Annotated in this window: 30 protein-coding genes and 3 tRNA genes; 19 read left to right on the plus strand and 14 right to left on the minus strand. The window is 68.1% G+C overall.

From position 1 onward, the window contains the following. Positions 1–10: 10 nt before the first annotated feature. Complete coding sequence (locus tag AC5Y4S_RS00160) at positions 11–844, minus strand: DUF8453 domain-containing protein (RefSeq protein ID WP_500029118.1); 834 nt, start codon at positions 842–844, stop codon at positions 11–13. 97 nt (positions 845–941) lie between these two features. After that, complete coding sequence (locus AC5Y4S_RS00165) at positions 942–1655, minus strand: MBL fold metallo-hydrolase (protein ID WP_068133460.1); 714 nt, start codon at positions 1653–1655, stop codon at positions 942–944. Between the two features lie 71 nt (positions 1656–1726). On the opposite strand from AC5Y4S_RS00165, the gene AC5Y4S_RS00170 reads away from it, so the two are divergent. The 13 genes from AC5Y4S_RS00170 (at position 1727) to AC5Y4S_RS00230 (ending at position 7329) form a co-directional block, all read left to right on the plus strand. Further along, on the plus strand, positions 1727–1930 hold the full coding sequence (locus AC5Y4S_RS00170; RefSeq protein WP_068104650.1) for a type II toxin-antitoxin system VapB family antitoxin: 204 nt from the start codon (positions 1727–1729) through the stop codon (positions 1928–1930). Positions 1931–2057: 127 nt separating this feature from the next. Next, a tRNA-Thr gene (locus tag AC5Y4S_RS00175) sits at positions 2058–2130 on the plus strand. 53 nt (positions 2131–2183) lie between these two features. Beyond that, a tRNA-Met gene (locus AC5Y4S_RS00180) sits at positions 2184–2257 on the plus strand. 50 nt (positions 2258–2307) lie between these two features. Further along, on the plus strand, positions 2308–2475 hold the full coding sequence (gene rpmG / locus AC5Y4S_RS00185) for a 50S ribosomal protein L33 (RefSeq protein WP_007167776.1): 168 nt from the start codon (positions 2308–2310) through the stop codon (positions 2473–2475). A gap of 43 nt (positions 2476–2518) precedes the next feature. Then, complete coding sequence (gene hadA / locus AC5Y4S_RS00190) at positions 2519–2998, plus strand: (3R)-hydroxyacyl-ACP dehydratase subunit HadA (RefSeq protein WP_500029123.1); 480 nt, start codon at positions 2519–2521, stop codon at positions 2996–2998. Next, a complete protein-coding gene (gene hadB, locus AC5Y4S_RS00195; protein ID WP_500029125.1) occupies positions 2985–3413 on the plus strand; it encodes a (3R)-hydroxyacyl-ACP dehydratase subunit HadB in 429 nt (142 codons plus the stop codon). Before hadA ends, hadB begins: the two co-directional genes overlap by 14 nt. A gap of 3 nt (positions 3414–3416) precedes the next feature. Next, the gene (gene hadC, locus AC5Y4S_RS00200; protein ID WP_500029127.1) at positions 3417–3917 is read left to right on the plus strand and encodes a (3R)-hydroxyacyl-ACP dehydratase subunit HadC; all 501 of its coding nucleotides are present in this window, start codon (positions 3417–3419) and stop codon (positions 3915–3917) included. 144 nt (positions 3918–4061) lie between these two features. Next, a tRNA-Trp gene (locus AC5Y4S_RS00205) sits at positions 4062–4134 on the plus strand. A gap of 98 nt (positions 4135–4232) precedes the next feature. Further along, entirely contained in the window at positions 4233–4688 is a 456-nt protein-coding gene (secE, locus tag AC5Y4S_RS00210; RefSeq protein WP_500029128.1) for a preprotein translocase subunit SecE, read from the plus strand. 28 nt (positions 4689–4716) lie between these two features. Next, on the plus strand, positions 4717–5502 hold the full coding sequence (gene nusG / locus AC5Y4S_RS00215) for a transcription termination/antitermination protein NusG (protein WP_500029129.1): 786 nt from the start codon (positions 4717–4719) through the stop codon (positions 5500–5502). 44 nt (positions 5503–5546) lie between these two features. Then, complete coding sequence (gene rplK / locus AC5Y4S_RS00220) at positions 5547–5975, plus strand: 50S ribosomal protein L11 (protein WP_066907205.1); 429 nt, start codon at positions 5547–5549, stop codon at positions 5973–5975. Between the two features lie 122 nt (positions 5976–6097). Then, a complete protein-coding gene (gene rplA / locus AC5Y4S_RS00225) occupies positions 6098–6805 on the plus strand; it encodes a 50S ribosomal protein L1 (RefSeq protein ID WP_068177375.1) in 708 nt (235 codons plus the stop codon). A gap of 53 nt (positions 6806–6858) precedes the next feature. Beyond that, positions 6859–7329: an SRPBCC family protein gene (locus AC5Y4S_RS00230; protein WP_500029131.1), complete on the plus strand. Its 471-nt coding sequence runs from the start codon at positions 6859–6861 to the stop codon at positions 7327–7329. Between the two features lie 90 nt (positions 7330–7419). Here the strand turns inward: AC5Y4S_RS00230 and AC5Y4S_RS00235 are convergent, their stop codons facing one another. From AC5Y4S_RS00235 to AC5Y4S_RS00285, 11 genes are all read right to left on the minus strand, one after another. After that, positions 7420–8637: an RNA polymerase sigma factor gene (locus AC5Y4S_RS00235; protein WP_500029132.1), complete on the minus strand. Its 1218-nt coding sequence runs from the start codon at positions 8635–8637 to the stop codon at positions 7420–7422. An 8-nt stretch (positions 8638–8645) separates the two neighbouring features. Next, entirely contained in the window at positions 8646–9344 is a 699-nt protein-coding gene (locus tag AC5Y4S_RS00240; protein WP_500029133.1) for a YciI family protein, read from the minus strand. A 97-nt stretch (positions 9345–9441) separates the two neighbouring features. Continuing rightward, entirely contained in the window at positions 9442–10335 is an 894-nt protein-coding gene (gene mmaA4 / locus AC5Y4S_RS00245; protein WP_500029134.1) for a hydroxymycolate synthase MmaA4, read from the minus strand. A gap of 87 nt (positions 10336–10422) precedes the next feature. Beyond that, complete coding sequence (gene mmaA3, locus AC5Y4S_RS00250; protein WP_500031991.1) at positions 10423–11304, minus strand: methoxy mycolic acid synthase MmaA3; 882 nt, start codon at positions 11302–11304, stop codon at positions 10423–10425. A gap of 117 nt (positions 11305–11421) precedes the next feature. Beyond that, entirely contained in the window at positions 11422–12285 is an 864-nt protein-coding gene (gene mmaA2 / locus AC5Y4S_RS00255) for a cyclopropane mycolic acid synthase MmaA2 (protein WP_068104630.1), read from the minus strand. Positions 12286–12321: 36 nt separating this feature from the next. Next, on the minus strand, positions 12322–13182 hold the full coding sequence (locus AC5Y4S_RS00260) for a cyclopropane mycolic acid synthase family methyltransferase (protein WP_500029135.1): 861 nt from the start codon (positions 13180–13182) through the stop codon (positions 12322–12324). Positions 13183–13274: 92 nt separating this feature from the next. Continuing rightward, positions 13275–14192 (minus strand): alpha/beta fold hydrolase, encoded by a 918-nt coding sequence (locus AC5Y4S_RS00265; protein WP_500029136.1) that lies wholly within the window; start codon positions 14190–14192, stop codon positions 13275–13277. Between the two features lie 11 nt (positions 14193–14203). Continuing rightward, complete coding sequence (locus AC5Y4S_RS00270; RefSeq protein ID WP_500029137.1) at positions 14204–15550, minus strand: ABC1 kinase family protein; 1347 nt, start codon at positions 15548–15550, stop codon at positions 14204–14206. Between the two features lie 52 nt (positions 15551–15602). Beyond that, positions 15603–16550, minus strand: coding sequence for an alpha/beta fold hydrolase (locus AC5Y4S_RS00275; RefSeq protein ID WP_500029138.1), 948 nt, complete (start codon positions 16548–16550; stop codon positions 15603–15605). After that, entirely contained in the window at positions 16526–17116 is a 591-nt protein-coding gene (locus AC5Y4S_RS00280; protein WP_500029139.1) for a DinB family protein, read from the minus strand. Before AC5Y4S_RS00280 ends, AC5Y4S_RS00275 begins: the two co-directional genes overlap by 25 nt. Position 17117: 1 nt before the next feature. Then, on the minus strand, positions 17118–17648 hold the full coding sequence (locus AC5Y4S_RS00285; protein ID WP_500029140.1) for a DinB family protein: 531 nt from the start codon (positions 17646–17648) through the stop codon (positions 17118–17120). Positions 17649–17710: 62 nt separating this feature from the next. Between AC5Y4S_RS00285 and AC5Y4S_RS00290 the strand changes: the two genes are divergently transcribed. The 6 genes from AC5Y4S_RS00290 to rplL all read left to right on the plus strand — a co-directional run bounded on the left by AC5Y4S_RS00290 (position 17711) and on the right by rplL (position 25692). After that, positions 17711–18670, plus strand: coding sequence for a helix-turn-helix transcriptional regulator (locus AC5Y4S_RS00290; protein WP_500029141.1), 960 nt, complete (start codon positions 17711–17713; stop codon positions 18668–18670). Between the two features lie 9 nt (positions 18671–18679). Then, the gene (locus AC5Y4S_RS00295; RefSeq protein WP_500029142.1) at positions 18680–22840 is read left to right on the plus strand and encodes a glycoside hydrolase family 38 N-terminal domain-containing protein; all 4161 of its coding nucleotides are present in this window, start codon (positions 18680–18682) and stop codon (positions 22838–22840) included. After that, entirely contained in the window at positions 22837–23454 is a 618-nt protein-coding gene (locus AC5Y4S_RS00300) for a DUF7158 domain-containing protein (protein ID WP_500029143.1), read from the plus strand. Before AC5Y4S_RS00295 ends, AC5Y4S_RS00300 begins: the two co-directional genes overlap by 4 nt. Next, positions 23454–24368 (plus strand): ROK family protein, encoded by a 915-nt coding sequence (locus AC5Y4S_RS00305; RefSeq protein WP_500029144.1) that lies wholly within the window; start codon positions 23454–23456, stop codon positions 24366–24368. The genes AC5Y4S_RS00300 and AC5Y4S_RS00305 overlap by 1 nt, the downstream gene beginning before the upstream one ends. 244 nt (positions 24369–24612) lie before the next feature. Next, positions 24613–25254, plus strand: coding sequence for a 50S ribosomal protein L10 (rplJ, locus tag AC5Y4S_RS00310; protein WP_500029145.1), 642 nt, complete (start codon positions 24613–24615; stop codon positions 25252–25254). Between the two features lie 42 nt (positions 25255–25296). Next, complete coding sequence (gene rplL / locus AC5Y4S_RS00315; protein ID WP_068133400.1) at positions 25297–25692, plus strand: 50S ribosomal protein L7/L12; 396 nt, start codon at positions 25297–25299, stop codon at positions 25690–25692. 50 nt (positions 25693–25742) lie between these two features. Here the strand turns inward: rplL and AC5Y4S_RS00320 are convergent, their stop codons facing one another. Continuing rightward, entirely contained in the window at positions 25743–26435 is a 693-nt protein-coding gene (locus AC5Y4S_RS00320) for a TetR/AcrR family transcriptional regulator (RefSeq protein ID WP_500029146.1), read from the minus strand. Positions 26436–26489 lie beyond the last annotated feature (54 nt).

Raw genomic sequence — 26489 nt, forward strand, 5'->3', positions numbered from 1 at the left:
TTTATCCGCGTCAGACGTGCTGGCTGCGGTGTTTGGCCAGGTCCGCTTCGGCGTTGCCCCAGCGCACGCTGACGTCGGTGGGCTGGTCGAGCAGGCGGGTGCGCCAGCGCTCCTGCGTCTCCTGCACGGCGCCGTTGATCCGCTCGATCTCGCTGCGGAACACCTCGGGGCGCGTCTCCTTGCTCGCGTAGTGGAAGTAGGTCAGCAGCCCGCGCAACAGCTCCAGCTTCTGCTTTTCCCGTTTCGCCAGGTCGTGGGTCGTCATCAACTCGATGCGCTGGACCGGCGGCAGGGCATCCCAGTCCAACACCACGCTCGTCTGCAGGGCGGGTCGCTGGCCCTGCCAGAACCGCCAACCGCGCGGCTTGTCGGGGCGGTCGTAATAGATCAGGGTCCCGGCGAAGCGGGATTCGATGCCGGTTCCGATTTCGGCGCGGTCGAGCGCCGAGTCCCACACCATGCGCCATTCCTGCCCCGGCGCGAGCACCGGCAACTCGCTCGGAAGCTGCAGTTCTGCGACGTCGGCATAGCCGTCGGCGGCGTTTTCGTATTCGGCCACCGTCGGCGGATTCGGAAATGAAAAACTGATGTTGTAGGCCGCCGTCTGGCCGAAATTCCTGACCACGAGTTCGATAACGTGCCAGTCGGCGGGATGCGGTTCCATGAACATTGCGACGTGTGGTCGGATCCGCTCCGCGGCCACCCGCCGGTTGAGTCTGAGCTGGCGGTTTGTGAAGATCAGGGCGACGACACCCAGCAAGATCGCGGCCCACGCCGCCCACGCCAACCAGGTGCTGGACCCCACATTTGTCACCCCGTGCCAGCCGCCCTGGATCCACCCCATTGAATCCACCCTCCGCTTATATCACAGTGATCTTCGGCGGGAAATTTCGCTGGACCGATCGTAGAGGTATTCGGACCGAAAAATTGCCCCACGTCAATTACCCGCCCATCAACATTCGCCATTGATCGAGGTCGGCGGCGCGATACACATAGTTTGTGCGCTTGACCTCAGACAGCGAAGCGCTCGGCTCGGCCGAATACCAGTGTCCCGGAAAGACTGTCGGGTCGCCCGGCAGCGCGGCGAGCCGCTGCAGGCTGCGGTACATCTCGTCGGAGTCTCCGCCGGGGAAGTCGGTGCGCCCGCAGCCGTCGAGGAACAGCGTGTCACCGGCGACCAGGCGGTCGCCGAGCAGGAAGCATTGGCTGCCGGGGGTGTGCCCCGGCGTGTGCAGCAGCTCGATCTCGATATCGCCGATGCTGACCTTGTCGTGGCTCTCGTGGGTGGTCAGGTCGCCGAGGCCGATCCCGGTGACGCGCGAAACCCACACGGCTTCATGGGTATTCACATGCACCGGGACGGCCGCCCGCTCCAGCAGCTCGGCCAGGCCCTCCATCTGGAAGCCCATCATCGAGCCACCCACGTGGTCGGGGTGATGGTGCGTCACCAGCACGCCGGACAGGTGCATTCCGTCGGCCTCGAGGGCGTCGAGCAGGTCACCGGCGGCATACGCGGGGTCGACCACCACGCAGTCGCCGGTCTGGCGGTCCCCGATCAGGTAGGCAAAGTTGCGCATCTGCGTCGCGAACATGTCACCGGCGGCGAAATCGCGACCCGAGAGCAGTTGGCGGAAGTACAACCGGTCCTCTGACACCCGACCAGACTAGTTGCTCGTCCGCGACTCGCCGCTCGGCTCTGGTCACCCGTAATGGGTATTGTTGGCCCATGAGGAAGGTCGAGATCGAAATCGACGACGAGCTGGTCCAAGAGGCGATACGTCGGTTCCATCTGGCCGACACGCGCGAGGCCGTTCATCTCGCGTTGCGGACCTTGCTCGGTGAGTCGGACCCGGAAGAGAAGGACGGCGAGGAGTACGACGAGTTCAGCGATCTCAGCGCGTGGCAACCTCGTCACGGCGAAGGTGGGTGATCTATTGCCCACCGGCCGCTAACTCGTTTTGGGAGCCGACCAGGGCCACGTCGGTGGTTTGGTGACGTTGCGTCCCAGGCTGTACCCTCTTTTAGGCCCGCCGACAGGACTGTCGCTTGGGTGAACGGCCCCCTTAGCTCAGTCGGTAGAGCGTTTCCATGGTAAGGAAAAGGTCAACGGTTCGATTCCGTTAGGGGGCTCGGCGGACGCCGAGCAGGCAGGCGGCCAACACCCCGAAGCGGGGTGGACCAGAGGCGATGTAGCTCAGTCGGTTAGAGCGAACGACTCATAATCGTTAGGTCGCCGGTTCGAGTCCGGCCATCGCTACAAGGCAACAGCACAACAGCGCGACGCGAGAGATTTGAGAGAGAACGGACATGGCTTCCAGTACCGACGTGCGGCCCAAGATCACCTTGGCTTGCGAGGTGTGCAAGCACCGCAACTACATCACCAAGAAGAACCGCCGCAACGACCCCGACCGCATGGAGCTGAAGAAGTTCTGCCCGAACTGCGGCAAGCACCAGGCGCACCGGGAGACGCGGTAGCCCCGAGGCATTCATCGAGATTGGCTAGGTAGGTTCTAGACCTGTGTCATTGAGCGCAGACATCGTCGGGATGCACTACCGCTATCCCGACCACTACGTGGTGGAGCGGGAGAAGATCCGCGAGTACGCGGTGGCGGTGCAAAACGACGACACGTCGTTCTACGAGGAGGACGCGGCCGCCGAGCTCGGCTACAAGGGCTTGGTGGCCCCGCTGACCTTCATCTGCGTTTTCGGCTACAAGGCCCAGTCGGCGTTCTTCAAATACGCCAACATTTCGGTCGAGGAAGCGCAGATCGTCCAGGTCGACCAGGTGCTGAAGTTCGCGAAGCCGATCGTGGCGGGTGACAAGCTCTACTGCGATGTGTGGTTGGACTCGATGCGCGAGGCGCACGGCACCCAGATCATCGTGACCAAGAACATCATCACCGATGAGGCAGGTGACATCGTGCAGGAGACCTACACGACCCTGGCGGGCCGTGCCGGCGAAAATGGGGAGGCGGGATTTTCTGATGGCGCTGCGTGAGTTCAGTTCGGTGAAGGTCGGGGACCGGCTGCCGGAGAAGACCTACCCACTGACCCGTCAGGACCTGGTGAACTACGCGGGGGTCTCCGGCGACTTGAACCCGATCCACTGGGACGACGAGATCGCCAAGGTCGTCGGGCTGGACACCGTGATCGCGCACGGCATGCTGACGATGGGCATCGGCGGCGGTTACGTGACGTCGTGGGTCGGCGACCCCGGCGCCGTCACGGAGTACAACGTGCGGTTCACGGCTGTGGTCCCGGTTCCCAACGACGGCAAGGGTGCCGAGCTGATCTTCAGCGGCAGGGTGAAATCGGTGGATCCGGACAGCAAGTCGGTCACCATCGCCCTCACGGCCACCACCGGCGGCAAGAAGATCTTCGGTCGGGCGATCGCGTCGGCCAAGCTGGCGTAATCCATGGCTCTCAAAACCGACGTCCGAGGGATGACGTGGATATACCCGGACTACTTCGAGATCGGCCGGGAGCAGAATCGCGCCTTTGCGCGGGCGATCAAGTGCACCGACCGGGCCTGTTTCGACGAGAAAGCGGCCGCCGAGTTGGGGTACGGCGCCTTGGTCGTGCCGCTCACCTTTGTGTCGATCTTCGCGAAGATCATCCAGGACGATTTCTTTCGGAACGTCGATGTGGGCATGGAGACCATGCAGATCGTCCAGGTCGACCAGCGCTTTCAATACCACAGGCCCTTGCTGGTCGGCGACAAGCTCTTCGGTCGTATGGACATCGAATCGGTGGACGAGCGTTTCGGCGCCGACATCGTCGTCACCAAGAACACCTGCACAAACGAGAACGGCGACGTGCTGCTGCTCGCCTACACCACCCTGATGGGCCACGAGGGCGATAATTCCATCCAACTCAGATGGGACAAGGAAACCGGCCAGGTCGTCAGAACCGCGTAATTAGTATCTGACTCCCACGCCGATGTACACTCGGACCTCGGGGTTTTCCCAGCATCAGCGCGCTTTCCGGGATTCGAGTAATCGGGGAGCGCGCCTGTCATGTAAGCCCCGGCAGGTAAGCGCAGGTTGGCCTGCCAACCGCGAAGGGGCGTAGCTCAACTGGCAGAGCAGCGGTCTCCAAAACCGCAGGTTGCAGGTTCAAGTCCTGTCGCCCCTGCTGACGGACACATGCGGACCGTGCCATGGTGGACACTGGAAGAAGTGCCCCATCATGCGGGACGGCTCGCAGGAAACTAGCAAACAAAGGAGCATGCGGTGAGCGACGAGGGCGACGCTGCCAACGACGCCGCACGCGACGGCGGCGACACTGACGAGAGCCGCGACAGCGGTGGTCGGACGGCCGTGGTGACCCGGCCGCAACGGCCGACCGGCAAGCGGACGCGGCAACGCGTGGCCGACGACTCGGGTTCGTCCGTCGACGCGGAGTCGCCGGACGAGGTCGAGGTCGCCAAGGAGGGCAAGGCAAAGAAGGGCCGGACGGCCAAGGCCAAGACCGCGAAGAAGCCCGGCGCTCGTTCGGTCAACCCGTTCGCGTTCGTCTACAACTACCTCAAGCAGGTCGTTGCGGAGATGCGGAAGGTGATCTGGCCCAACCGCCGGCAGATGCTCACCTACACCTCCGTGGTGCTGGCGTTCCTGGCGTTCATGGTGGCGCTGGTCGGCCTGGCTGATTTCGGCCTGGCCAAGCTGGTGCTGCTGGTGTTCGGCTGAGCTTGAGTTAGAGGAAGGACTGAAAACCGTGACTACCTTCGACGGTGACACGTCCGCGGGTGAAGCGATCGACGTGCAAGACGTCGCCGAGACCACCGAGGCCGCCGAGACCAGCGAGGCCCCCGAGACCCTCGAGACGACCGACGCCCCCGGCGAGGAGGCGCAGGCCGCGCCGAGCGAGGAGGTCGAGGACGACCCCGCCGCCGCGCTCAAGGCGGATCTGCGCAGCAAGCCCGGCGACTGGTACGTCATCCACTCGTACGCGGGATACGAGAACAAGGTGAAGGCCAACCTGGAAACCCGCGTGCAGAACCTGGACGTCGGCGACTACATCTTCCAGGTCGAGGTGCCCACCGAAGAGGTCACTGAGATCAAGAACGGCCAGCGCAAGCAGGTCAACCGCAAGGTGCTGCCGGGCTACATCCTGGTGCGGATGGATCTGACCGACGACTCGTGGTCCGCGGTGCGCAACACCCCGGGCGTCACCGGTTTCGTCGGGGCGACATCGCGCCCGTCGGCCCTGGCGCTCGACGACGTGGTGAAGTTCCTGCTGCCGCGGGGGGCGGCGAAGAAGGCCGCCAAGGGCGCGGCCAGCACCGCCACGGTCGCCGAGGCCGGTGGCCTGGAGCGTCCGGCCGTCGAGGTCGACTACGAGGTCGGCGAATCGGTGACGGTCATGGACGGACCGTTCGCGACATTGCCGGCCACCATCAGCGAGGTCAACGGCGAACAGCAGAAGCTCAAGGTGCTGGTGTCGATCTTCGGCCGCGAAACCCCCGTCGAATTGACGTTCAGCCAAGTCTCGAAGATTTAGCCTGGCGAATTCAGCACAGTAGCAGGAAGGAACCACAACATCTCATGGCCCCGAAGAAGAAAGTCGTTGGGCTGATCAAGCTGCAGATCCAGGCCGGGCAGGCCAACCCTGCCCCGCCGGTCGGGCCCGCGCTCGGCCAGCACGGCGTCAACATCATGGAGTTCTGCAAGGCGTACAACGCCGCGACAGAAAACCAGCGCGGCAACGTCATCCCGGTGGAGATCACGGTCTACGAGGACCGCAGCTTCACCTTCGCGCTCAAGACGCCGCCGGCCGCGAAGCTGCTGCTCAAGGCCGCCGGCGTGGGCAAGGGCTCGGCCGAGCCGCACAAGACCAAGGTCGCCAAGGTCAGCTGGGATCAGGTCAAAGAGATCGCCGAGACCAAAAAGGCGGACCTCAACGCCAACGACATCGACGCCGCCGCCAAGATCATCGCCGGTACCGCCCGGTCGATGGGCATTACCGTCGAATAGCACCACCGGTCGGGTGACGATGCGGGCCGGTACGGCCCGAGGAGGAATCCGACAAATCAGACCTCGTGGGAGGGCCAGCTTCGGCCCGTTAACCACGACCCAACACCAGATTGGATGAATCAATGAGCAAGAACAGCAAGGCATACCGCGCCGCCGCCGAGAAGGTGGACCGCGACAACCTGTACACCCCGCTTCAGGCGGCCAAGCTCGCCAAGGAGACGTCGTCGGCCAAGCAGGACGCGACTGTCGAGGTGGCGATCCGGCTCGGCGTCGACCCGCGCAAGGCCGACCAGATGGTCCGCGGCACCGTCAACCTGCCGCACGGCACCGGTAAGACGGCCCGGGTCGCGGTCTTCGCCGTCGGCGACAAGGCCGAGCAGGCGCAGGCCGCCGGCGCGGACATCGTCGGCAGCGACGACCTGATCGAGAAGATCCAGGGCGGGTTCCTCGACTTCGACGCCGCGATCGCCACGCCCGACCAGATGGCCAAGGTCGGCCGCATCGCGCGGATCCTCGGTCCGCGCGGCCTGATGCCGAACCCGAAGACCGGCACCGTCACGCCCGACGTCGCCAAGGCCGTGGCCGACATCAAGGGCGGCAAGATCAACTTCCGCGTGGACAAGCAGGCCAACCTGCACTTCGTCATCGGCAAGGCGTCGTTCGACGAGAAGAGCCTGGCGGAGAACTACGGCGCCGCGATCGACGAGGTGCTGCGGCTCAAGCCGTCGTCGTCGAAGGGTCGCTACCTGAAGAAGATCACGGTGTCGACGACCACGGGCCCGGGCATCCCGGTGGACCCGGCCGTCACCCGCAACTTCGCGGAGGCCTGACAGCTCCCCGGGTTGCGGGGAGTTCGGAGCGACCGGTAGCACTTTTGAAAGTCATGACGTCGCGGGTGTCTTGCCAGGTTGAACAGCCGTCGAGCGCGGCACCAGCGGGTGTGTACGACGTCCTCATGGACTTCGACCGCTGGTCCGACTGGATGCCAACGGTGTCTGCCGCGTCGTGGGAACTCCGGGGAGCGCCCGAAACGGGGGTGGGCGGCATAAGGCGGGTGCGCGCCGGGCTCGGCGTGACACACGACCGCATCGTGGAGGGCACGAGGCCACATCATCACGCGTATGTCGTAGGGCTGCCGTGGTTTTCGCCGTTGAAAGAGTACCAAGGCGATGTCCGGATAGAAGACCGACCGAGCGGGAGCCTTATCGTTTGGACGACCACATGCGCATCGCGCATTCCGGGCACACGGAGATTTGTCCGGTCCATACTTCGTGCAACATATACGCGACTAGCAGCCGCGCTCGCAGAAGAGGCAGAACGCCAGGCGACGTCGCGTTCCTCGACGGACGATTAGACTACTTTGAAAAGCGATAGCACATGCGCTATCGCATCTGCGAATCGTCGAGTGGTCGGCGCACGATGCTCATCTGACTCATGGGCCAGGCTAACCGCCGCACTCGGCGATGCGGCGCCGCAGGAACTCGCGGCCCGGCTCGGAGCCGTTGGACTGCAACGCCGTTCGATACCACCGCACGGCTTCGGCGGGCCGTCCCGCGCGCCGAAGCAGATCGGCGCGCAGCGTCGCCACGAGATTCGAGCGGCCCAGGCGGGGGTCGTCCGCCGCCCTGTCCAGCGCCGCCAGGCCCGCGTCGGGGCCGTCGCGGAAGCCGACCGCGATCGCGCGGTTGGCGCGGGCCACCGGGGAGTCCGTCATCGACAGCAGCCGGTCGTAGGCCGCGCAGATGGTGACCCAATCCGTTTGCTCCCAGGACGGCGCCGTCGCGTGCAGCGCGGCGATCACCGCCTGCGGCAGGTAGGGGCCGGTCGATCCCTCGGCCCGCCGTAACCGGTCCAGCCCGCGGGCGATGCGGCCGCGGTCCCAGCGGCGGCGGTCCTGCTCCTCGAGCGGCACCAGCAGCCCGTCGGCGTCCACCCGGGTCGCGCGCCGCGAATCGTGCAGCAGCACAAGGGCGGCCAGCGCGTGCGCCTCCGGCTCGTGCGGCATCAGCCCGCACAGCTCCTGTGCCAGCCGGACCCCTTCGTCGCACAGTTCGTCGCGGATCGCCGACGGGCCGGCGGTCGACCAGTAGCCCTCGGTGAACACCGAGTAGATGCAGCCGAGCACGTGCGGTGTGCGCTCGGGCAGCAGCTCGGCGGGTGGTACCCGCAGCGGGATGTTGGCGTGCCGAACCTTGTTCTTGGCGCGCGTGATTCGCTGCCCGACGGCCGCCTCGCTCTGCAGCAGCGCGCGGGCGATCTCGCCGACGGTCAGCCCGGACACCAACCGCAGGGTGAGCGCCAGCTGCGACGGCCGGTCCAGCGCCGGGTGCGCGCAGGTGAACATCATCCGCAGCTCGTCGTCGACGACGGGGTGCGGGTCGGTGTGATCGGTGCGCGCCCGAATCTCGTCCACCACAGCCGCCAATTCCTTTCCGGGGCGCACCGATTCGCGGCGCAGCCGGTCCCGCGCGCGGTTGCGGGCGACGGTCACCAACCAGCCGCCGGGGCTGTCCGGCACGCCGTCGCGAGACCAGGTGTGCAGCGCCTCGGCGCAGGCCTCCTGGACGGCGTCCTCCGCAACCGTGAGGTCGCCGGACCACCGCGCGAGCGCGGCGACGGCCGGACCCCACTCCCGGCGGAAGACGCCGTCCAGGCCTGTCATCGGCTGAGCTAGAGCGCGGAGATCCCGGCCAGCTGCCGCAACTGCACGGTCGAGGCGGGGATCATCGACGCGACCTTGACGGCCTCGTCGCGATCCGCGGCGCCGAGCAGGTAGATGCCCGTGGCGATTTCGGCTCCCTCGACATACGGCCCGTCGGTGATCAGGACCTCGCCGTTGCGCACCCGCACGGTCGTCGCCGTGGACCGGTCGTGCAACGCGGCACCGCCGATGATGTGGTCGCCGGCGGCCGCGTGCAGATCGGCGTGCTTCGCGGCCACGGCCTCCCACTCCGGCGTGCCCGGCGTGTGTGCGGATTCGGCCGGCTCCAGCAGCAGCGCGAGCCAGTCATTGCCGGTGAGCTTGCGGGACAGGTCAACCGAGTGGACCGCGGGCCACACTTCCACGGCCCCGAACTTGGCGAGCGGGACATCGCGCGCCAGCGCCAGCGCCTCGTCGAGGTTTTCCGCTTCGAACACGTAGAAGCCGCAGGCCACCTCCGCGGCCTCGGCGAACGGGCCGTCGGTAACAACCGGCGCGTCCGGGCCGCCGGTGATGACCACCGCCGCGGCGGCGGGCGCCAGCGCGTCCCCGGATTTGATCGCGGGCCCGGCTTTGGCGTGGAAGCTCTCCCATTCGGCCATCGCGGCGGCCGCATCCTCGGGTGCGCGGTCTTGCTCCTGGCTGATCAACAGTGCTACGTACTGCATTTGTCGTCACCTCCGGTAGTGAGCGAAACCCCGTGTTCCACTCTCTACCTACTCGACGAACGGCGCAGCCCCGATCCGACAGTCGCCGCGGAAAAACCTAGGAGACGGCACCCGGCTTGAGGTAGGTCACCAGGCTGCAGTCGAGCAACTCGTAGTCGAAGTAGTGCTCGCAGCCGCGCAGGTACTTCATGTACCGCTCGTAGACCTCTTCGGAGGTGATTTCGATGGCCTTGTCCCGGTTGGCCTCGAGCGCATCGCCCCACATGTGCAGCGTTCTGATGTAGTGCGGCCGCAGCGAAAGCGGTTCGGGAACAACGAAACCGGCGTTCTCGCCATGCTCGACCATCATCTCGGTGGACGGCAATCGGCCCCCCGGGAATATCTCGGTGACAATGAACTTGATGAAGCGCACCGTCTCGAAAGTGATCTTTTTGCCGCGGGCGGCCATCTCGTAGGGGTGGTAGCTCACGCTGCTTTGAATGGTCATCCGGCCGTCGTCGGGCATGATGTCGAAACACCGCTTGAAGAAGTCGGGGTAGTTCTCATGCCCAAAGTGCTCGAAGGCCTCGATCGACACGATCCGGTCGACCGGGTCAGTGAAGTCCTCCCAGCCGTGCAGGCGAACCTCGCGCGAGCGGCCGGTGTCGAGCGCCCCAAGCACCTGCTCGCTGCGGGCGTGCTGGTTCTTGGACAGCGTCAGGCCGACTACGTTGACGTCGTACTTCTCGACCGCGCGCTTCATGGTGGTCCCCCAGCCGCAGCCGATGTCAAGCAGCGTCATGCCCGGCTTGAGGTCGAGCTTGTCCAGGTTGAGATCGATCTTGGCCAGCTGCGCTTCCTCGAGCGTCAAATCCGGCGGCTCGAAGTAGGCGCAGCTGTAGGTCCGGGTCGGGTCCTGGAACAAGGCGAAGAAATCGTCGGAGACGTCGTAGTGCGCCTGAATGTCTTCGAAGCGCGTCCGCGTCTTCGTCGGGCTCGGTTGCTCAGCCATTCTCGTCTTGCTCTCCTGAAATCACGTTAGCCGCCTGAAGTGCAGGTATGCCGCGTGGCGGTGCCTGGCCTGCAACGATACCGAAGCTCACTTCGCGAGCGTGAATTGGTCGCAGTCGACGTAGCCGGTCCTGAATCCCTTGGCGCAGCCGGTCAGATATTTCATGTACCGTTCGTACACCTCTTCGGACTGGATCGCGATGGCCTCGTCCTTATGCGCCTCGAGCGCCTCGGCCCAGAAATCCAGGGTCCGGGCGAAGTCCGGCCGCAGTGACTGCATGCGGATTATTTTGAATCCGGCCCGCTCCGAGTGTTCCTCGACTTTCTCGATCGTCGGCAGTCGGCCGCCCGGGAAGATGTCGGTCACGATGAACCTGATGAACTTGGCCAATTCCATCGTCACTGGTATGCCGCGCTCAATGAGCTGCCGTCCGTGCAACCCCGTGATCGTGTGCAGCAGCATCACGCCGTCGGCCGGCAGAGCCGCGTAGGCGTACTTGAAGAAATCGTCGTAGCGGTCAAAGCCGAAGTGCTCCAACGCTTCGATGACGACGATGCGGTCGACCGACTCGCCGAACTCTGCCCAATCCCGCAGCAGCACCCGTCGCGAACGCGGGCTGTCGACCTTATCGAGCAGTTGTTGGCAGTACGCATGCTGGTTCTTGGACAGGGTAAGCCCGACGACGTTGACGTCGTAGCGCTCAATGGCGCGTTTCATCGTCGAGCCCCAGCCGCAGCCGATGTCGAGCAGCGTCATGCCGGGCTCGAGCCCCAGCTTGTCCAGCGTCAGGTCGAGCTTGGCGACCTGCGCTTCCTGCAGCGTCATGTCCTCGCGTGCGAAGTAAGCGCAGCTGTAGGTGCGGGTTGGGTCGACAAACAGTGCAAAGAATTCGTCCGAAAGGTCGTAATGTGCCTGGACATCGTCCAGATTGGATCGCGTGCCTGTGGGGACCGGTGATTTGTCAGACATGTGCCCTCCCGGTGGACGCACACCTTGACCAGGTGGCCATCCCCGGGAGACCCTACACCGGGCGGGGCCGCATAATTTGTATTTAAGACCGCATGCCCCGCGTTTCTGGCGATACCGCTATTTCTCCAGAGTGAACTGGTTGACATCGATGTAGCCGATCCGGAACGCGTCGGCGCAGCCGGTCAGGTACTTCATGTACCGCTCGTAGACCTCTTCGGACTGGATCGCGATGGCCTCGTCCCGGTGCGCCTCGAGGCCCGCGGCCCACAGGTCGAGGGTCCGGGCGTAATGCGGCTGCAGCGACTGCCGGCGGGTCAGCGTGAACCCCGCCTGCGCCGAACGCTCTTGGACCATCTCGATCGACGGCAACCGCCCGCCCGGGAAGATCTCGGTGACGATGAACTTGATGAACCGCGCCGTCTCGAACGTCAGCGGAATGCCGCGCTCGGCGCACTGCGGGCCCGTCAGCCCGGTGATCGTGTGCAGCAGCATCACACCGTCGGTGGGGAGGACTCTGTGTGCGAGCTTGAAGAAATCGTCGTAGCGGTCGTGGCCGAAGTGCTCGAACGCGCCGATCGACACGATGCGGTCGACGGGCTCGTCGAACTGCTCCCAGCCGGCCAGCAACACCCGTTTGCTGCGCGGGCTGTCCATGGCGTCGAACGACTTCTGAACATGGGCCGCTTGGTTTTTCGACAACGTCAGGCCCACGACGTTGACGTCGTATTTCTCGATCGCCCGGCGCATGGTGGCGCCCCAGCCGCAGCCGACGTCAAGCAGCGTCATGCCCGCCCGCAGGCCCAACTTGCCCAGGGCCAGGTCGATCTTGGCGAGCTGCGCCTCTTCCAGCGTCATGTCGTCACGCTCGAAGTAGGCGCAGCTGTACGTCTGGGTCGGGTCGAGGAACAGGCGAAAGAAGTCGTCGGATAGGTCGTAGTGCGCCTGCACGTCGTCGAAGTGCGGCGTCAGATCTTTGGCCATGGCGTTATGTTCCTCCCTGGGTGCCGGCCTGCCACCTCACTTCGTCAGGGTGTACTGGCCCACGTTGGAGATGCCTTTGCGGAAGAGGTTCGCGCAGCCGGTGAGATAGCGCATGTAGCGGTCGTAGACCTCCTCGGACTGGATCGCGATCGCGCGTTCGCGATTGCCCCGCAGATTGGCCGCCCACATGTCGAGCGTCCGCGCGTAGTGCGGATGCAGGTATTGGATCTCTTCGACCGCGAACCCGGCTGCTCGTGCATTGTCGACGATGTCGGCCTCGCTGCACATCCCGCCGCCCGGAAAGATCTCCGTCCCGAGAAAGCGAAAGAATCGCAGGTCGCTCATCGTCACCTTGATGCCGTGCTCGCGCCAGTACGTCTGCGGATGGGTGAAGATGCTGTGCAACAGCATGCGACCGTCGTCGGGGAGGATGTCGTACGAGCGCTCGAAGAACGTGCCGTAGCGCTCCTTGTGGAAGGCGTCGAAGGCCTCGATGCTGATGATCCGGTCGACCCTCTCGTCGAACTCCTCCCAGCCCTGCAACCGCGCCTCGGCGTGTCGTGTCGTTGGGATGGCGGCCAGCCTGGCTTTGCTGCGCTCGTAGTGGTTGCGGGACAAGGTAAGTCCGATGACGTTGACGTCATACTTCTCCACGGCGCGGACCAGCGCCCCGCCCCAGCCGCACCCGACGTCGAGCAGCGTCATGCCGGGCTGCAGCTGCAGCTTGTCCAGCGCCAGATCCAATTTGGCGAGTTGCGCCTCTTCGAGCGTCATGTCGTCGCGCTCGAAGTATGCGCAGGTGTAGACCCAGGTGGGGTCAAGGAACAGACCGAAGAAGTCGTCCGAAATGTCGTACGCCGCTTGCGAGTCTGCGTAATACGGTTCCAGCTCCGCCATTATTCGACATCCTCCCAACGCCATACCGTACAACGGGGTAAGAGCGTCCGTGAAATCACAAAAGCGCTCCGGAAACCGGCCGAGCCTGGCCTCTAGCCGGCGTCGGCGAAGTTGCTAGTCAGCACGCCGATCAGCCGATCCCACAACTGCTGAGGCAGGTCATGGCCCATGCCGTCAAACAAGACTAGTCGAGCGCCATCAATTGCGCGCGCGACGGCGCGGCCGCCGGAGGGTGGCATCAGCTTGTCGGCGCGGCCGTGTATCACCACGGTCGGCGCGACCGTGCGCCGGTTGTAGCGCAGCAGGCTGCCGCTGGCCATGATCGCGCTGAAATGCCGGGCGACGCCCCAGGGGTAGTAGCTGCGTTCGTAACCCTCGATGGCCTCGGCGCGGACCTGCTCCTCGGGCGCGCGGTAGCGCGGGCTGCCGGTGATCTTGGTGACGCGCACGACGTTGTCGACGATCACGTCGAGCGGCGAGCCGGGCGGCGGCCCCTTGAGCACCGCAAGCAGGGCGCGCGGGGCGGGCGGCGGCAGGAACGGGCGATTGTTGCTCGAGAAGATGACCGCCAGGCTCTTGGTCCGCTCGGCGAATCGCGCCGCGAAGACCTGCGCGATCATGCCGCCCATCGACGCCCCGACGATGTGGGCGCGCTCGATGCCCAGGTGATCCAGCACGGCGGCCGCGTCGTCGGCCAGGTCTTCCAGCGTGTAGGCCGCCTCGGCGCGCAGCCCGAACCAGAACCGCAGCAGCCGCGGGACCATGGGCTGGCCGGCGCCCGCCTTCGGCGTCTTGCTGGACAGGCCGACGTCGCGATTGTCGTATCGGATGACCCGCAGGCCGCGGGCGACGAGCTTCTCGCAGAACGCGGTCCGCCACAGCAGCAGCTGCGCGCCCAGGCCCATGATCAGCAGCACGGGTGGGTCGTCGACGTCACCCATGTCCTCGTAGTACAGCTTGAGGTCGCCGTCCGGATGAGCCACGGTCGCGGCGCCGGTGCGGATTTCCATCGGGATAGCCCCTAGACCTCCACGTCGGTCTGGTGCTCGCGGCTGACCTCGACCATGAAGTTGGCGAAGTAACCCGTCAGCTGCGGGTCGGACATCATCTGCCACTTCGGGGCCAGCAGCTTCATGTACCGCTCGACGTAGAGGAACTGCTTGCCGATGAGCACCAGCTCCCGGGGCAGCTTGACGTCGTAGGCGTCGGCCAGCGTCGACAGCTGCCTGCCGATGTCGGCGTAGGACATGTCACCCAGCGTCTGCATGGTCAGCGGGGTGGCGAAGCGCTCCAGGTCCTTGGCGGCCTGGGCCTCGGGCTTCACGGTTCCGACGGCGCCCATCAGCACCACGATCTTGCCGGCCGAGGCGTGGTCCTTCTTCACCAGCAGCGCGTAGACCAGCTCGCGCAGCAGCCAGCGGGTGCGGGGGTCGATGCGGCCCATGATGCCGAAGTCGAAGAACACGATGCGGCCCTGATCGTCGACGTAGAGGTTGCCGGCGTGCAGGTCGCCGTGGAACAGCCCGTGCCGCAGGCCGCCCTCGAAGAGGGAGAACAACAGCGCCTTCACCAGTTCGGTGCCGTCGAACCCGGCTTTGCGGATGGCGGCGACGTCGTCGATGCGGATGCCGTGCACCCGCTCCATGGTCAGCACCCGGTCGCTGGTGAAGTCCCAGTGCACCTGCGGCACCCGGATGTTCTTGCCCAGCGGGGAGGCGTGCAGGTGCGACACCCAAGCCTCCATCGACTGCGCCTCGAGGCGGAAGTTCAGCTCCTCGGCCAGGTTGTCGGAGAAGTCGGCGACCACGTCCTGGGCCGAGAGCCGGCGGCCGAGCTTGGCCAGCTCGACCGCCTGGGCGAAGCGCTTGAGGATCTGCAGGTCGGCGGCGACCCGGCGGCGGATGCCCGGCCGCTGGATTTTGACGACGACCTCCTCGCCGGTGTGCAGGGTGGCGTAGTGCACCTGCGCGATGGACGCCGACGCGAAGGGCGTTTCGTCCCACTTAGCGAACAGCTCGGCGGGGTCGGCGCCCAGCTCCTCGACGAAGAGCTTGTGCACCTCTTTGGCGTCGGCGGGCGGCACCCGGTCGAGCAGGCCGCGGAATTCGCGCGACAGCGACTCGCCGAACGCGCCGGGGCTGGACGCGATGATCTGCCCGAACTTCACGTAGGTGGGGCCCAGGTCGGCGAACGTGTTGGGAAGCTGCTTGATCACTTTTTGCTGCCACGGCCCCTTGCTGGGCAGCTTGGTGAGGATGTTCGCGGCGGCGCGGGTGACCTGCCAGCCGGTGGCTGCTACCCGGGCCGCTTCGACCGGCAACGGCACCCGGTCGAGCTTGGCCACCTCACGGTGTTTGGTAGTAGTCATCTGTGCAGTCTGCCAAATCGAGACTGTCAAGTCCCAATTCCTGTGAGCGCGCTCACCGGTTCTCGCCGAGCGCGAAGTTCTCGGTGAGCGTTTCGACGATCGGCCGCCAGACCTGTTTGGGGAGGTCGTGTCCCATCCCGTCGATCACCACGAACCGCGCCCCGGGGATGGCCGCGGCGACGGCGCGCCCGTTGCGCGGCCGCACCATCGGGTCCGCCGAACCGTGCAGCACGACGGTCGGGGCGGTGATCGCCTTGCTGTAAGCCAGCAGGCTGCCGGTGCCCAGCACGGCGTCGAATTGGCGCAGCATGCCCGGCGGGTAGCTGCAGCGGTCGGCGAGTTGGCGCACCCGGTCGCGCAGCTCGGCCTCGGGCGGCAGGAAGTTGGGGCCGTTGAACACCGCGACGTTGCGCACCTCGAAGGCCAATTTCTCGTCGGGTGAGGCGTCCTTGGGCGGCGGATCGAAGGCCAGCCTGATGACGCGCCAGGCCGGCAACGCGGCGAACGGCTTGCCGGTGCTCGACATGATGATGCCCAGCGACGCCACCCGGTGCGGTTCGGTGGCGGCCACGATCTGCGCGATCATGCCGCCCAGCGAGGCGCCCACCACGTGCGCCCGGCCGACGTCCAGATGGTCCAGCAAGGCCACCACGTCGCCGGCCATGTCGATCAGCGTGTAGGGCACCGGGCTGGGCCGGCCCAGCAGGTAGCGCCCGACGCGCCGGTACATCGAGCCGGCGGCCCGCAGCCCGTGCATCTTGGCCGACAGCCCGGTGTCGCGGTGGTCGAAGCGGATGACGCGGTAACCCGCGTCGAGGAGTTGCGCGCAGAACCCGTCGGGCCACATGGGCAGCTGGGCGCCCAGGCCCATGATGAGCAGCGCGGGCGGCGCCGCCGGGTCGCCGAGATCCTCGTAGTAGAGCTCGACCGGGCCGTGCGGCGTCTCGCGGCACGCGATGCCGCTTCGGATTTGCACTATTTCCGCCAGGGTTGGACCCATCCTTCGATCTGCCAATTCTCCAGCCCGGCGATCAGCTCGTACATGGTGGCGCCGTCAATGGATTCCCGGACGATGTCGGCGTGCCCGGCGTGGCGGGCCAGCTCGTTGATCACGTGCAGGATCACCCAGCGCACCGACCATGCCTTCTGGTCCTTGGGGAACCAGGGGATGTCCTGCGGCACGGGCACCGTGGCTTCGAGGTCGGCGGTTTCGACCAGGCGCAGCGATTCCGCGTTCTGAGCTTCGAACGCCCGCAGCAGCCCGGCCAGCGTCTCGTCGGGCCGCATCACGTGCTGGTCGCCGAACTCCTTGGCGATCTGCTCGAACGGCCGGGGATCCTTCGGCGGCAGGTCCGGCGCGGCGGCGACGCGGGCCATCCAGTTGCGTTGCATGGCCGTCACGTGCTTGACCAGCCCGCCGACCGACAGCGCGCTGACCGACGGTGTCGAGCGGGCCTGTTCGTCGGTGAGGCCGTAAGCGACCGCGAAATAAGCGCTTTGGTGGAACGCCAGGTATTCGCGCAGGGCGTTGCGTTCGTCGGTGACGGGCGGGGCGAGTGCGGGCATTTCAATCCTTCCGAATGAGATGGGTGTGCAGGTAAAGGTCCCGGAGGCAGGCGATTTCGGCACCATGGTGGATAGCTTCGCGATTGATGTGCAGGACCAGCTCGCTCAGCGGGTGGTCCGAGTAGGGTCCTTCGGCCGGGCCGCAGCGGCGGGCCAGGTCGGTGGCGGACAGCGACCGCACGCCGGTGATCCACGCTGCGTACGTCTCATCGAGTTGCTGCAGGGCGGTGACGGCGTCGGTGGCGTAGTCCCAATTGTGGTAGTCGGCGGGCGGTCCACCGAAATGGTGGTGGGCACGCATCGCGAAAACTCCGACGATGACGTGTGCCATGCGCCAGGCGATCGTGGTGAACGGTGGGGGACTGGGCGCAGGGAACGCGAAGTCCACCGCCCCATCCGGGCGCACGTTCCAGCAGTTGGGCACCGGCTGCCAGAAGTACTCGTCGTCGGACAGGCCGTCCAAGCGGGGGCGCAGTTGTGCGCGCCAGTGCCAGTCGAGCTGGTCCGCCAGTTGCGTCGCCAGGTTGGTCATGGCACCGAGCATTGCAGCAATAGCGGACAGGATCGGTCCTAAAACTCGGGCATGCTGTATGGGTGTCGGAGACAACGGGTCGGGTACTGCAGCTGCTGGGCTTGCTGCAGTCGCGCCGGGTGTGGACGGGCCAAGAGCTGGCTCGGCGACTATCGGTGACGACCCGCAGCGTTCGCCGCGATGTCGAGCGCTTGCGTGAGCTCGGTTACCCGGTCCAGGCGAGTAAGGGCCAGGGCGGCGGATACCGGCTGGGCGCCGGGGCCGCGCTGCCGCCGCTGCTGCTCGACCCCGACGAGGCGGTAGCCATTGCGGTCTGTTTGCGGCTCGCCGCCGGCGGCAGCGTGGCCGGGGTGGGCGAGTCTGCGTTGCGGGCACTCGGCAAGCTGGACCAGGTGCTGCCGCCGCGGCTGCGATCGCAGGTGGCTGCGCTGCACGAGGCGACGGTCATGCTGACGCCGAACGTGGTGGATTCCCCGGTGGATCCCGACACGCTGATGACGCTGGCGCGCGCCTGCAGGGACCACGAGCATGTGACGGCCGACTACACGGACCGCGACGGCAACCCGACCGCGCGGCGATTGGAGCCCTACCAGGTCGTCACCACCGGCCGGCGCTGGTATCTGGTCGCTCGCGATCGTGATCGCGACGACTGGCGCAGCCTCCGGCTGGACCGGATGAGCGAGGTGCGCGCGACGGGCAGCACCTTCGTCCCGCGTCCCGCACCCGACGCCCGGGACTATGTCCGTCACTCGATCAGCGCCGCGCCCTACCGCTACGTGGCCAGGGTGCGATACCCCCTTCCCGCGTCGTTGGTGAGCCGGCGCTTTTCGTCGTCGTCGGTGCGCATCGAGCCCGAGGGGGCCGACGCGTGCGTGCTCACCGCCGGCGGCGACGACCCCGAGACGATGGTGCTGTATTTCGCGATGGCGGGCGCGGAATTCCAGGTGCTGGATCCGCCGGAGGTACGCGAAGCCGCGGTTGCCATCGGCAGTCGGCTACGCCTGGCCGGTACGCCGCCGTAAAGTGCGGGAATGCAACTGCTTTCGGCGGGCTCGACCGAGTTGTTCGTCGGGCCGCCGGACGCGCCGCTGCAGCTCGCGCGGGTCGGCGTCGGGGGCTGCGCCGAGCCGACGCCGATCCGCGTCGACGGGGACGGCCTGAGCGGGGAGGCCATCGCCCGGCCCGGGAGCGACGTCGTCGAGGTCCCGGTCGCGGTCGACGGTCCCGTCGTAGGTCAGCGGCGCGCGGCGCGGGCCCACGCCGGTGACGTCGAGGTGCCGTTCGAGTTCACCATCGCCGAGCCCGGCTGGACCATGTTCATGGTCAGTCACTTTCACTACGACCCGGTCTGGTGGAACACCCAGGGCGCCTACACCAGCGAATGGGCCGAGGACCCGCCGGGGCGGCAGGCCAACGGCTTCGCGCTGGTCCGAGCGCACCTCGAGATGGCCCGCCGCGAGCCCGAGTACAAGTTCGTGCTGGCCGAGGTGGACTACCTCAAGCCGTACTGGGACACCCACCCCGAGGACCGCGCCGACCTGCGCCGGTTCATCGCGCAGGGCCGCGTCGAGGTGATGGGCGGCACCTACAACGAACCCAACACCAACCTCACCAGCCCTGAGACGACGATTCGAAACCTGGTGCACGGCATGGGTTTTCAGCGCGGTGTCCTCGGCGCCGACCCGGCCACCGCGTGGCAGCTCGACGTGTTCGGCCACGACCCGCAATTCCCCGGGCTGGCCGCCGACGCCGGCCTGACGTCCAGTTCGTGGGCGCGCGGACCGCACCACCAATGGGGCCCGGGCGGCGACGTCGAAGCCATGCAGTTCTGCAGCGAGTTCGAGTGGATCGCGCCGTCGGGCCGGGGCCTGCTCACGCACTACATGCCCGCGCACTACGGGGCGGGTTGGGGGATGGACGAGTCGGCCTCGCTCGCCGAGGCGGAAGGCGCCACGCTCGCGCTGTTCCACCGGCTCAAGAAGGTCGCCCTGACGCGCAACGTGCTGCTTCCCGTCGGGACCGACTACACGCCGCCCAACAAGTGGGTCACCGCGATCCACCGCGACTGGGCGGCCCGCTACACCTGGCCGCGGTTCGTGTGCGCGATCCCGCGGGACTTTTTCGCGGCGGTGCGCGCCGAACTCGCGCAGCGTGGTTGCGAGCCGTCGCCGCAATCCCGGGACATGAACCCGATCTACGCCGGCAAGGACGTGTCCTACATCGACACCAAACAGGCCAATCGGGCCGCCGAGAACGCCGTGCTTGCCGCCGAGCGTTTCGCCGTGTTCGCCGCGCTGCTGACGGGCGCCGAGTACCCGCAGGCCGCGCTGGCCAAGGCGTGGGTGCAGCTGGCCTACGGCGCGCACCACGACGCCATCACCGGTTCGGAGTCCGACCAGGTCTACCTCGACCTGCTGACCGGCTGGCGCGACGCGTGGGAGCTGGGCCGCGCCGCCCGGGACAACTCGCTGGCGCGGCTGTCGGCCTTGATGGGCGGTGATGTGGTCGTGTGGAATCCGTTGGCGCACAAGCGGACCGACATCGTCACCGCCCGGCTCGGCGCGCCGCTCGGCCCCGGGGTGCGCGTGCTCGATCCCGACGGCACCGAGCTGCCGGCGCAGGTAGAGGACGACGGGCGTTCCGTCACATGGTTGGCGCGCGACGTGCCGTCGCTGGGCTGGCGGGCGTATCGACTAGTGCCGGCGGCCGAAACCGCCGGCTGGGAACCGATGCCCGGCTATGAGATCGGCAACGAGCACTCCCGGCTTCGGGCCGACCCGGCGCGCGGCGGGGGGATCGTGTCCCTGGTTTCCGGCGACCGGCAGCTGATCGCCGCGGGCCGCCAGGGCAACGAGCTGGCCCTCTACGAGGAATACCCGTCGCATCCCAGGCAGGGGGAGGGTCCTTGGCACTTGCTGCCCAAGGGGCCGGTGGTGTGCTCGTCGGAGTCGCCGGCGCGGGTGCGCGCCTACCGGGGCCCGCTCGGTCAGCGCCTGGTGGTGCGCGGCCGCATCGGCGAGCAGCTTCGCTACACGCAAACCCTGACGCTGTGGAACGGGCTGGCGCGGCTCGACTGCCGCACGGCCATCGACGAATTCACCGGCGAGGACCGCTTGTTGCGGCTGCGCTGGCCGTGCCCGGTGCCGGGCGCCATGCCGGTCAGCGAGGTGGGCGACGCCGTCGTCGGGCGGGGCTTCGCGCTGCTGCATGACGGGGCGCGCTCGGTGGACACCGCGCGGCACCTGTGGACGCTGGACAACCCCACCTACGGCTGGTTCGGCCTGTCCTCGGCGGTTCGGATTCGGGTCGGCGCCGAGATGCGGGCGGTGTCGGTGGCCGAGGTGGTGTCGCCGGCCGAGGCGGTGTCGGGGCCGCTGGCGCGCGAGCTGATGGTGGCGCTGGTGCGCGCCGGCGTCACGGCCACCTGCAGCGGCGCCGACAAGCCGCGCTACGGCTGCCTCGACGTCGACTCGAACCTGCCCGACGTCCGGATCGCGCTAGGCGGGCCGGACCGCAACGCGTTTGCCAAAGCCGTTCTTGCGCAAGCTGATCCGGAATACTCGGCCGAACTCGAGCGCCAGCTGGCGGCGACGGGGCGGGCCAGGGTCTGGGTGCCGGCCGCCACGCCGTTGGCCGCGGCCTGGGTGCCCGGTGCGGACCTGCGGGCGCCCCGCGCGCTGCCGGTCCTGGTGGTCGACGGCCACCCCGAAGTCCCCGAGGACGGCTTGGCCGCCGCGATCGCCTCGCTGGTCGACGACCTCGAGGATGCCGAGATCGCGGTCAACCAGCGCCCGCCGTCGGGCCTGGAACCCTTCGAATCCCGCACCGTCGCGCTGCTCAACCGCGGGGTGCCCAGCTTCGCCGTCGAGACCGACGGCACGCTGCACACCGCGCTGATGCGGTCCTGCACCGGCTGGCCGTCGGGCACCTGGATCGACGATCCGCGCCGCACCGCGCCCGACGGCTCGAACTTCCAGCTCCAGCACTGGACCCACGTCTTCGACTACGCGCTGGCCTGCGGCGACGGCGACTGGCGCGAGGCCGAGATCCCCGCCCGCAGTGCGGAATTCGGCCATCCGCTGCTCGCCGTGGTGCCCGGCGAAGGGGAGGGCGTGCTGCCGTCGACCGGGTCGCTGCTCAGCGTCGAGCCCGCCGGCTCGGTCCAGCTGGCCGCCCTCAAGGCGGCCGGCAACCCGCTGGCCGCAGGCAGTGGCCGGCCCGTCGACCCGAGCGCGGTGGCCCTGAGGTTGGTGCAGACGACCGGGCAGCGCACCCGCGTCGACCTGACCTCCGAGGTGGCCGCGGTGCGCGGGCTCGCCTACGCCGACCTGCTGGAGGAGCGGCACCGACACGCGGAACCGGTCGACCTGCACGGCTATCAGGTGGCCACCGTGCTGGCTCACCTCGAAACGCAAAGCGCAGCAACTGGTTTCGCGCGGCTCGCGCCGGAAGCCGAGGCCGCCCAGCCGCTTTACGCGCGCTACTGGCTGCACAATCGCGGACCGGCGCCGCTTGGTGGGCTGCCGGCCGTCGCGCACCTGCACCCGCAGCGGGTGACCGCCGAACCGGGCGGTGAGGTGACGTTGCGGCTCACGGTGGCCGGCGACTGCACCGACGCCACGTTGGACGGCGAGGTGACGGTGCTGTGCCCGGACGGCTGGTCGGCCACCCCGGCGGAGCTGCCGTTCACGCTGCACGCGGGTGACCACCGCGAGGCCGACGTGGCGGTGCGGATCCCGGCGCGCGCGCAGCCCGGGCTCTACCCGCTGCGCGCCCGGCTGTGCCTGACCGGGGACGTCCCGGCGGCGTGGCGACAGGCGGTCGAGGACGTGTGCGTGGTGCAGGTCGGCGCGCATGCCGACGCCCATGGGCGCGAGCTGGTGTACCTCGTCGACGGGCCGCGCGACGTCGAGCTGGCGGCGGGCACGACCGCCCGGCTGACCGTGACCGTCGGCACGCACGCCCGCGCCGCGCTGGCGCTGGAGGCGCACCTGATCAGCCCCTGGGGCACCTGGGAATGGATGGGGCCCGCCGCGCTCGGCGCGGTGCTGCCCGCCCGCGGCGCGGTCGAGCTCGGCTTCGAGCTGAGCCCGCCGCCGTGGCTGGATCCCGGCCAGTGGTGGGCGCTGGTCCGGGTGGGCTGCGCGGGCCGGCTGGTGTACTCGCCGGCGGTTCGGGTGACGGTGACATGAGCGCCGGTCCGGTTGCGATCGTGGCCGGCGACCCGGTGCCCGTCGACGAGGTCGACGCGGCCGAGGCACGGCTGCGCCGCGGGCGCGGGGCGGACGCGCTGCCCGCGAGGGGCACCGCGGAGGGCAGGCAGCTGCGGCGCTGGCTCACCCAACTGATCGTGACCGAGCGGGTGGTCGCCGCCGAGGCCGCCGCCCGCGGCCTCACCGCCGCCGACGCGCCCGCCGAGGCCGAGCTGCTGCCCGACGCGACCGCGCGGCTGGAGATCGGCAGCGTGGCCGCCGCCGCGCTGGCGGACCCGTTGGCGCGCGCGCTGTTCGCCGACGTCACCGCCCCGACCGAGGTCGGCGACGACGAGGTGGCCGGCTACCACGCCCGCAACCCGCTGCGCTTCGCCGCGCCGCGCCCCGGACCTCACGGCTGGCGGGCCCCCGCGCAGGCCGCGCCGCCGCTGGCGGAGGTGCGCTCGGCGATCGCCGAGAACCTGCGCGGTGCCGCGCGCCGGCGCGCCTTCCGGGTGTGGCTGGACGCGCGGCGGGCCGAGCTGGTCCGCCTCGCCCCCGGCTACGAGCACCCGGGCGACCCACGGCAACCCGACAACACCCACCGGCACTGATGGCCGCCCTCACGCTCTGCCTCGACATCGGCGGCACCAAGATCGCCGCCGGCCTGATCGATCCGGGCGGCGCGCTGGTGCACACCGCCATCCGGCCCACCCCGCCCGGCGGCTCCGCGGAGGAAGTGTGGGCCGAGGTCGCCGCGAGCGTCGCCGACGCGCTGCGCGTCGCCGGCGGCGCCGTCATCGCGGTGGGCATCGCCTCGGCGGGCCCCATCGACCTGCCCGCCGGAACCGTCAGCCCGGTGAACATCCGGGCCTGGCGCGGCTTCCCGCTGCGGGACCGCGTCGCGGCCGAGGTCCCCGGCGTGCCCGTGCGCCTCGGCGGGGACGGCGTGTGCATGGCGCTGGGCGAGCACTGGCGTGGGGCGGGCCGCGGCGCGCGCTTCATGCTCGGGATGGTGGTGTCCACCGGCGTGGGCGGGGGACTGGTGCTTGACGGCGTTCCATACACCGGGCGCACCGGCAACGCGGGCCACGTCGGTCACGTGGTGGTCGAGGATGACGGCCAACCGTGCGCGTGCGGCGGGCGCGGCTGCGTCGAGACCGTCGCGTCCGGGCCGTGGATGGTGCGCTGGGCGCGGGAAAACGGGTGGGCCGCGCCGCCCGGCGCCGGCGCCCGGGACCTGGCCACCGCGGCGGCCGCCGGGGATCCGGTGGCGCAGCGGGCGTTTCGCCGGGGCGCCACCGCGCTGGCGGCGATGATCGCGTCGGTCGGGGCGGTCTGCGACCTCGACCTCGTCGTCATCGGCGGCGGTGTGGCCAAGTCCGGGGACCTGCTCTTCGACCCGCTGCGGGCGGCGCTGGCCGAGTACGCCGGGCTGCAGTTCCTGGCCGGCCTGCGGGTAGTGCCCGCGGCGCTGGGCGGCGAGGCCGGCCTGATCGGCGCGGCCAGGCTGGCCGGGCTCGCGTAGCCGTTTTGGCTGACCGCGGGGCGTCAGGCTATCCTGGGTGCCGATCCACCGAAGACCGTCGGTCACCGAGCAATCGGTCGAAGGTCCGGGATGAACTTCCCGGCGGCCCACGCAGGAGGACGAGGCAGTACACCGGCGCACGCCGGTGCATATTCACGCCCCGGCCGCTTCCTGCGCCGGGGCGTACTTCGTTTTGAGGCGTTCCTCGGTGAATCACCGACAACTTTGACCTCAGGAGGCATGCATGGCCCGGGCTGACAAGGCCACCGCCGTTGCAGACATCGCGGAGCAGTTCAAGGACTCGACGGCCACCCTGATCACCGAGTACCGCGGTTTGACGGTGGCCAACCTGGCCGAGCTGCGCCGCTCGCTGGCGGGATCGGCCACCTACACGGTGGCCAAGAACACGCTGATCAAGCGGGCTGCGGCCGACGCCGGGATCGAGGGCCTCGACGAGCTGTTCGCCGGCCCGACGGCCATCGCGTTCGTCAGCGGCGAGCCGGTCGACGCCGCCAAGGCGATCAAGACCTTCGCCAAGGAGAACAAGGCGCTGGTCATCAAGGGCGGCTACATGGATGGCCACCCGCTGAGCGTCTCCGAAGTCGAGCGCATCGCGGACCTGGAGTCCCGCGAGGTGCTGCTGGCCAAGCTGGCCGGCGCGATGAAGGGCAACCTGGCCAAGGCGGCCGGCCTGTTCGCCGCGCCGGCCTCCCAGATGGCCCGGCTGCTGGCCGCCCTGCAGGAGACGAAGCCCGCCGAAGCCGCTGCGCCGGAGCCTGCCGCAGCGGCCACGGAGGCACCCGCGGAACCTGCGGAACCTGCGGCACCCGAGGCAGCCGCGGCGCCCGCCGAGGAAACCCCCGAAGCACCGGCCGAAGCCGAATAACAACCAACCCGCAACTTAGGAAAACAAGGAAGGACCCACACCATGGCCAAAATCTCTAGCGACGACCTGCTCGACGCGTTCAAGGAAATGACCCTGCTGGAGCTCTCGGACTTCGTGAAGAAGTTCGAGGAGACCTTCGAGGTCACCGCGGCCGCCCCGGTCGCCGTCGCCGCCGCCGGTGGTCCGGCCGCGGGTGGCGCGCCCGCCGAGGCCGCCGAGGAGCAGTCGGAGTTCGACGTCATCCTCGAGGCCGCCGGTGACAAGAAGATCGGCGTCATCAAGGTGGTCCGCGAGATCGTCTCCGGCCTGGGCCTCAAGGAGGCCAAGGACCTCGTCGACGGCGCGCCCAAGCCGCTGCTCGAGAAGGTGGCCAAGGAGGCCGCCGACGAGGCCAAGGCCAAGCTCGAGGCGGCCGGCGCCACCGTCACCGTCAAGTAGTTCTGCTTCGCGACAACCCCCGGGACTGCGGTCCCGGGGGTTTCGTGCGCTCAGCCCGCGCCGAACGCCGCGCGGAACGACTGCCGAATCCGTTCGGGCGAATCTCCCAGGGCGACAAGAAGATTGGTGAACAGCGCGCCGAGCACCGGCCGCACCGCCGTGCCGTCGTCGCCGTAGAACCCGGCGAGTTCGAGCAATACGAAACCGTGCATGAGTGCCCAGAACTGGGCCGCTATGGCGACCACCGACTCGTCGTCGTCGTCGTCGCCGCCGCCAACGTTGATCCGACCCGTCAGCCTCGACCGGTGGACCGCACGCACCAAATGCGCGAAGCTCGGGATGTCCCGCTCGATCTCGGCAACCGTCAGTTTCAGGACGTTGCCCGCCGGAGCGTTGATGCCATGGGCGCTGGTGCTGCCGAACATCAGCCGGTACATGTGGGGGCGGTCGATCGCGTAGCCGCGATAGGCCACGCCAATGGCCACCAAGTCCGCCACCGGGTCGTCGGTCTCGGGCACCGCCAGCGCGGCGTCGAACTGGCGCAGGCTCTCCTCGGCGACCGCGGCAATCAGCCCGCGCATCCCACCGAAATGGGTGTAGACCGCCATCGTCGAGGTCCCCGCCGCACCGGCCACCCTGCGGGTCTGCAGCGCGTCGGGCCCGTTTTCGTCGAGCAGCTTGACGGCGGCGTCGAGCAACTCGTCGCGAACGCCGCGTACGGCGGGCTCAAGCTCTGAAGTCATCCTTGCCATCTTCTCATCGGGCGCGTACGGTCACAATAACGCTGAAATAACAAT

It is taken from the genome of Mycobacterium sp. NGS64, assembly GCF_059812245.1.

Excerpts from the sequence above, each read along its gene's own strand:
- rplA (WP_068177375.1), top strand. The coding sequence starts at position 6,098 with ATGAGCAAGAACAGCAAGGCATACCGCGCCGCCGCCGAGAAGGTGGAC.
- AC5Y4S_RS00265 (WP_500029136.1), bottom strand. The coding sequence starts at position 14,192 with ATGGAAATCCGCACCGGCGCCGCGACCGTGGCTCATCCGGACGGCGAC.
- AC5Y4S_RS00170 (WP_068104650.1), top strand. The coding sequence starts at position 1,727 with ATGAGGAAGGTCGAGATCGAAATCGACGACGAGCTGGTCCAAGAGGCG.
- AC5Y4S_RS00270 (WP_500029137.1), bottom strand. The coding sequence starts at position 15,550 with ATGACTACTACCAAACACCGTGAGGTGGCCAAGCTCGACCGGGTGCCG.
- rplL (WP_068133400.1), top strand. The coding sequence starts at position 25,297 with ATGGCCAAAATCTCTAGCGACGACCTGCTCGACGCGTTCAAGGAAATG.
- mmaA3 (WP_500031991.1), bottom strand. The coding sequence starts at position 11,304 with ATGTCTGACAAATCACCGGTCCCCACAGGCACGCGATCCAATCTGGAC.
- AC5Y4S_RS00320 (WP_500029146.1), bottom strand. The coding sequence starts at position 26,435 with ATGACTTCAGAGCTTGAGCCCGCCGTACGCGGCGTTCGCGACGAGTTG.
- AC5Y4S_RS00275 (WP_500029138.1), bottom strand. The coding sequence starts at position 16,550 with ATGGGTCCAACCCTGGCGGAAATAGTGCAAATCCGAAGCGGCATCGCG.
- AC5Y4S_RS00285 (WP_500029140.1), bottom strand. The coding sequence starts at position 17,648 with ATGACCAACCTGGCGACGCAACTGGCGGACCAGCTCGACTGGCACTGG.
- AC5Y4S_RS00235 (WP_500029132.1), bottom strand. The coding sequence starts at position 8,637 with ATGACAGGCCTGGACGGCGTCTTCCGCCGGGAGTGGGGTCCGGCCGTC.
- AC5Y4S_RS00240 (WP_500029133.1), bottom strand. The coding sequence starts at position 9,344 with ATGCAGTACGTAGCACTGTTGATCAGCCAGGAGCAAGACCGCGCACCC.
- AC5Y4S_RS00305 (WP_500029144.1), top strand. The coding sequence starts at position 23,454 with ATGGCCGCCCTCACGCTCTGCCTCGACATCGGCGGCACCAAGATCGCC.
- rplJ (WP_500029145.1), top strand. The coding sequence starts at position 24,613 with ATGGCCCGGGCTGACAAGGCCACCGCCGTTGCAGACATCGCGGAGCAG.
- hadC (WP_500029127.1), top strand. The coding sequence starts at position 3,417 with ATGGCTCTCAAAACCGACGTCCGAGGGATGACGTGGATATACCCGGAC.
- AC5Y4S_RS00230 (WP_500029131.1), top strand. The coding sequence starts at position 6,859 with ATGACGTCGCGGGTGTCTTGCCAGGTTGAACAGCCGTCGAGCGCGGCA.
- AC5Y4S_RS00300 (WP_500029143.1), top strand. The coding sequence starts at position 22,837 with ATGAGCGCCGGTCCGGTTGCGATCGTGGCCGGCGACCCGGTGCCCGTC.
- mmaA2 (WP_068104630.1), bottom strand. The coding sequence starts at position 12,285 with ATGGCCAAAGATCTGACGCCGCACTTCGACGACGTGCAGGCGCACTAC.
- AC5Y4S_RS00160 (WP_500029118.1), bottom strand. The coding sequence starts at position 844 with ATGGGGTGGATCCAGGGCGGCTGGCACGGGGTGACAAATGTGGGGTCC.
- AC5Y4S_RS00280 (WP_500029139.1), bottom strand. The coding sequence starts at position 17,116 with ATGCCCGCACTCGCCCCGCCCGTCACCGACGAACGCAACGCCCTGCGC.
- mmaA4 (WP_500029134.1), bottom strand. The coding sequence starts at position 10,335 with ATGGCTGAGCAACCGAGCCCGACGAAGACGCGGACGCGCTTCGAAGAC.
- rplK (WP_066907205.1), top strand. The coding sequence starts at position 5,547 with ATGGCCCCGAAGAAGAAAGTCGTTGGGCTGATCAAGCTGCAGATCCAG.
- hadB (WP_500029125.1), top strand. The coding sequence starts at position 2,985 with ATGGCGCTGCGTGAGTTCAGTTCGGTGAAGGTCGGGGACCGGCTGCCG.
- AC5Y4S_RS00295 (WP_500029142.1), top strand. The coding sequence starts at position 18,680 with ATGCAACTGCTTTCGGCGGGCTCGACCGAGTTGTTCGTCGGGCCGCCG.
- AC5Y4S_RS00260 (WP_500029135.1), bottom strand. The coding sequence starts at position 13,182 with ATGGCGGAGCTGGAACCGTATTACGCAGACTCGCAAGCGGCGTACGAC.
- rpmG (WP_007167776.1), top strand. The coding sequence starts at position 2,308 with ATGGCTTCCAGTACCGACGTGCGGCCCAAGATCACCTTGGCTTGCGAG.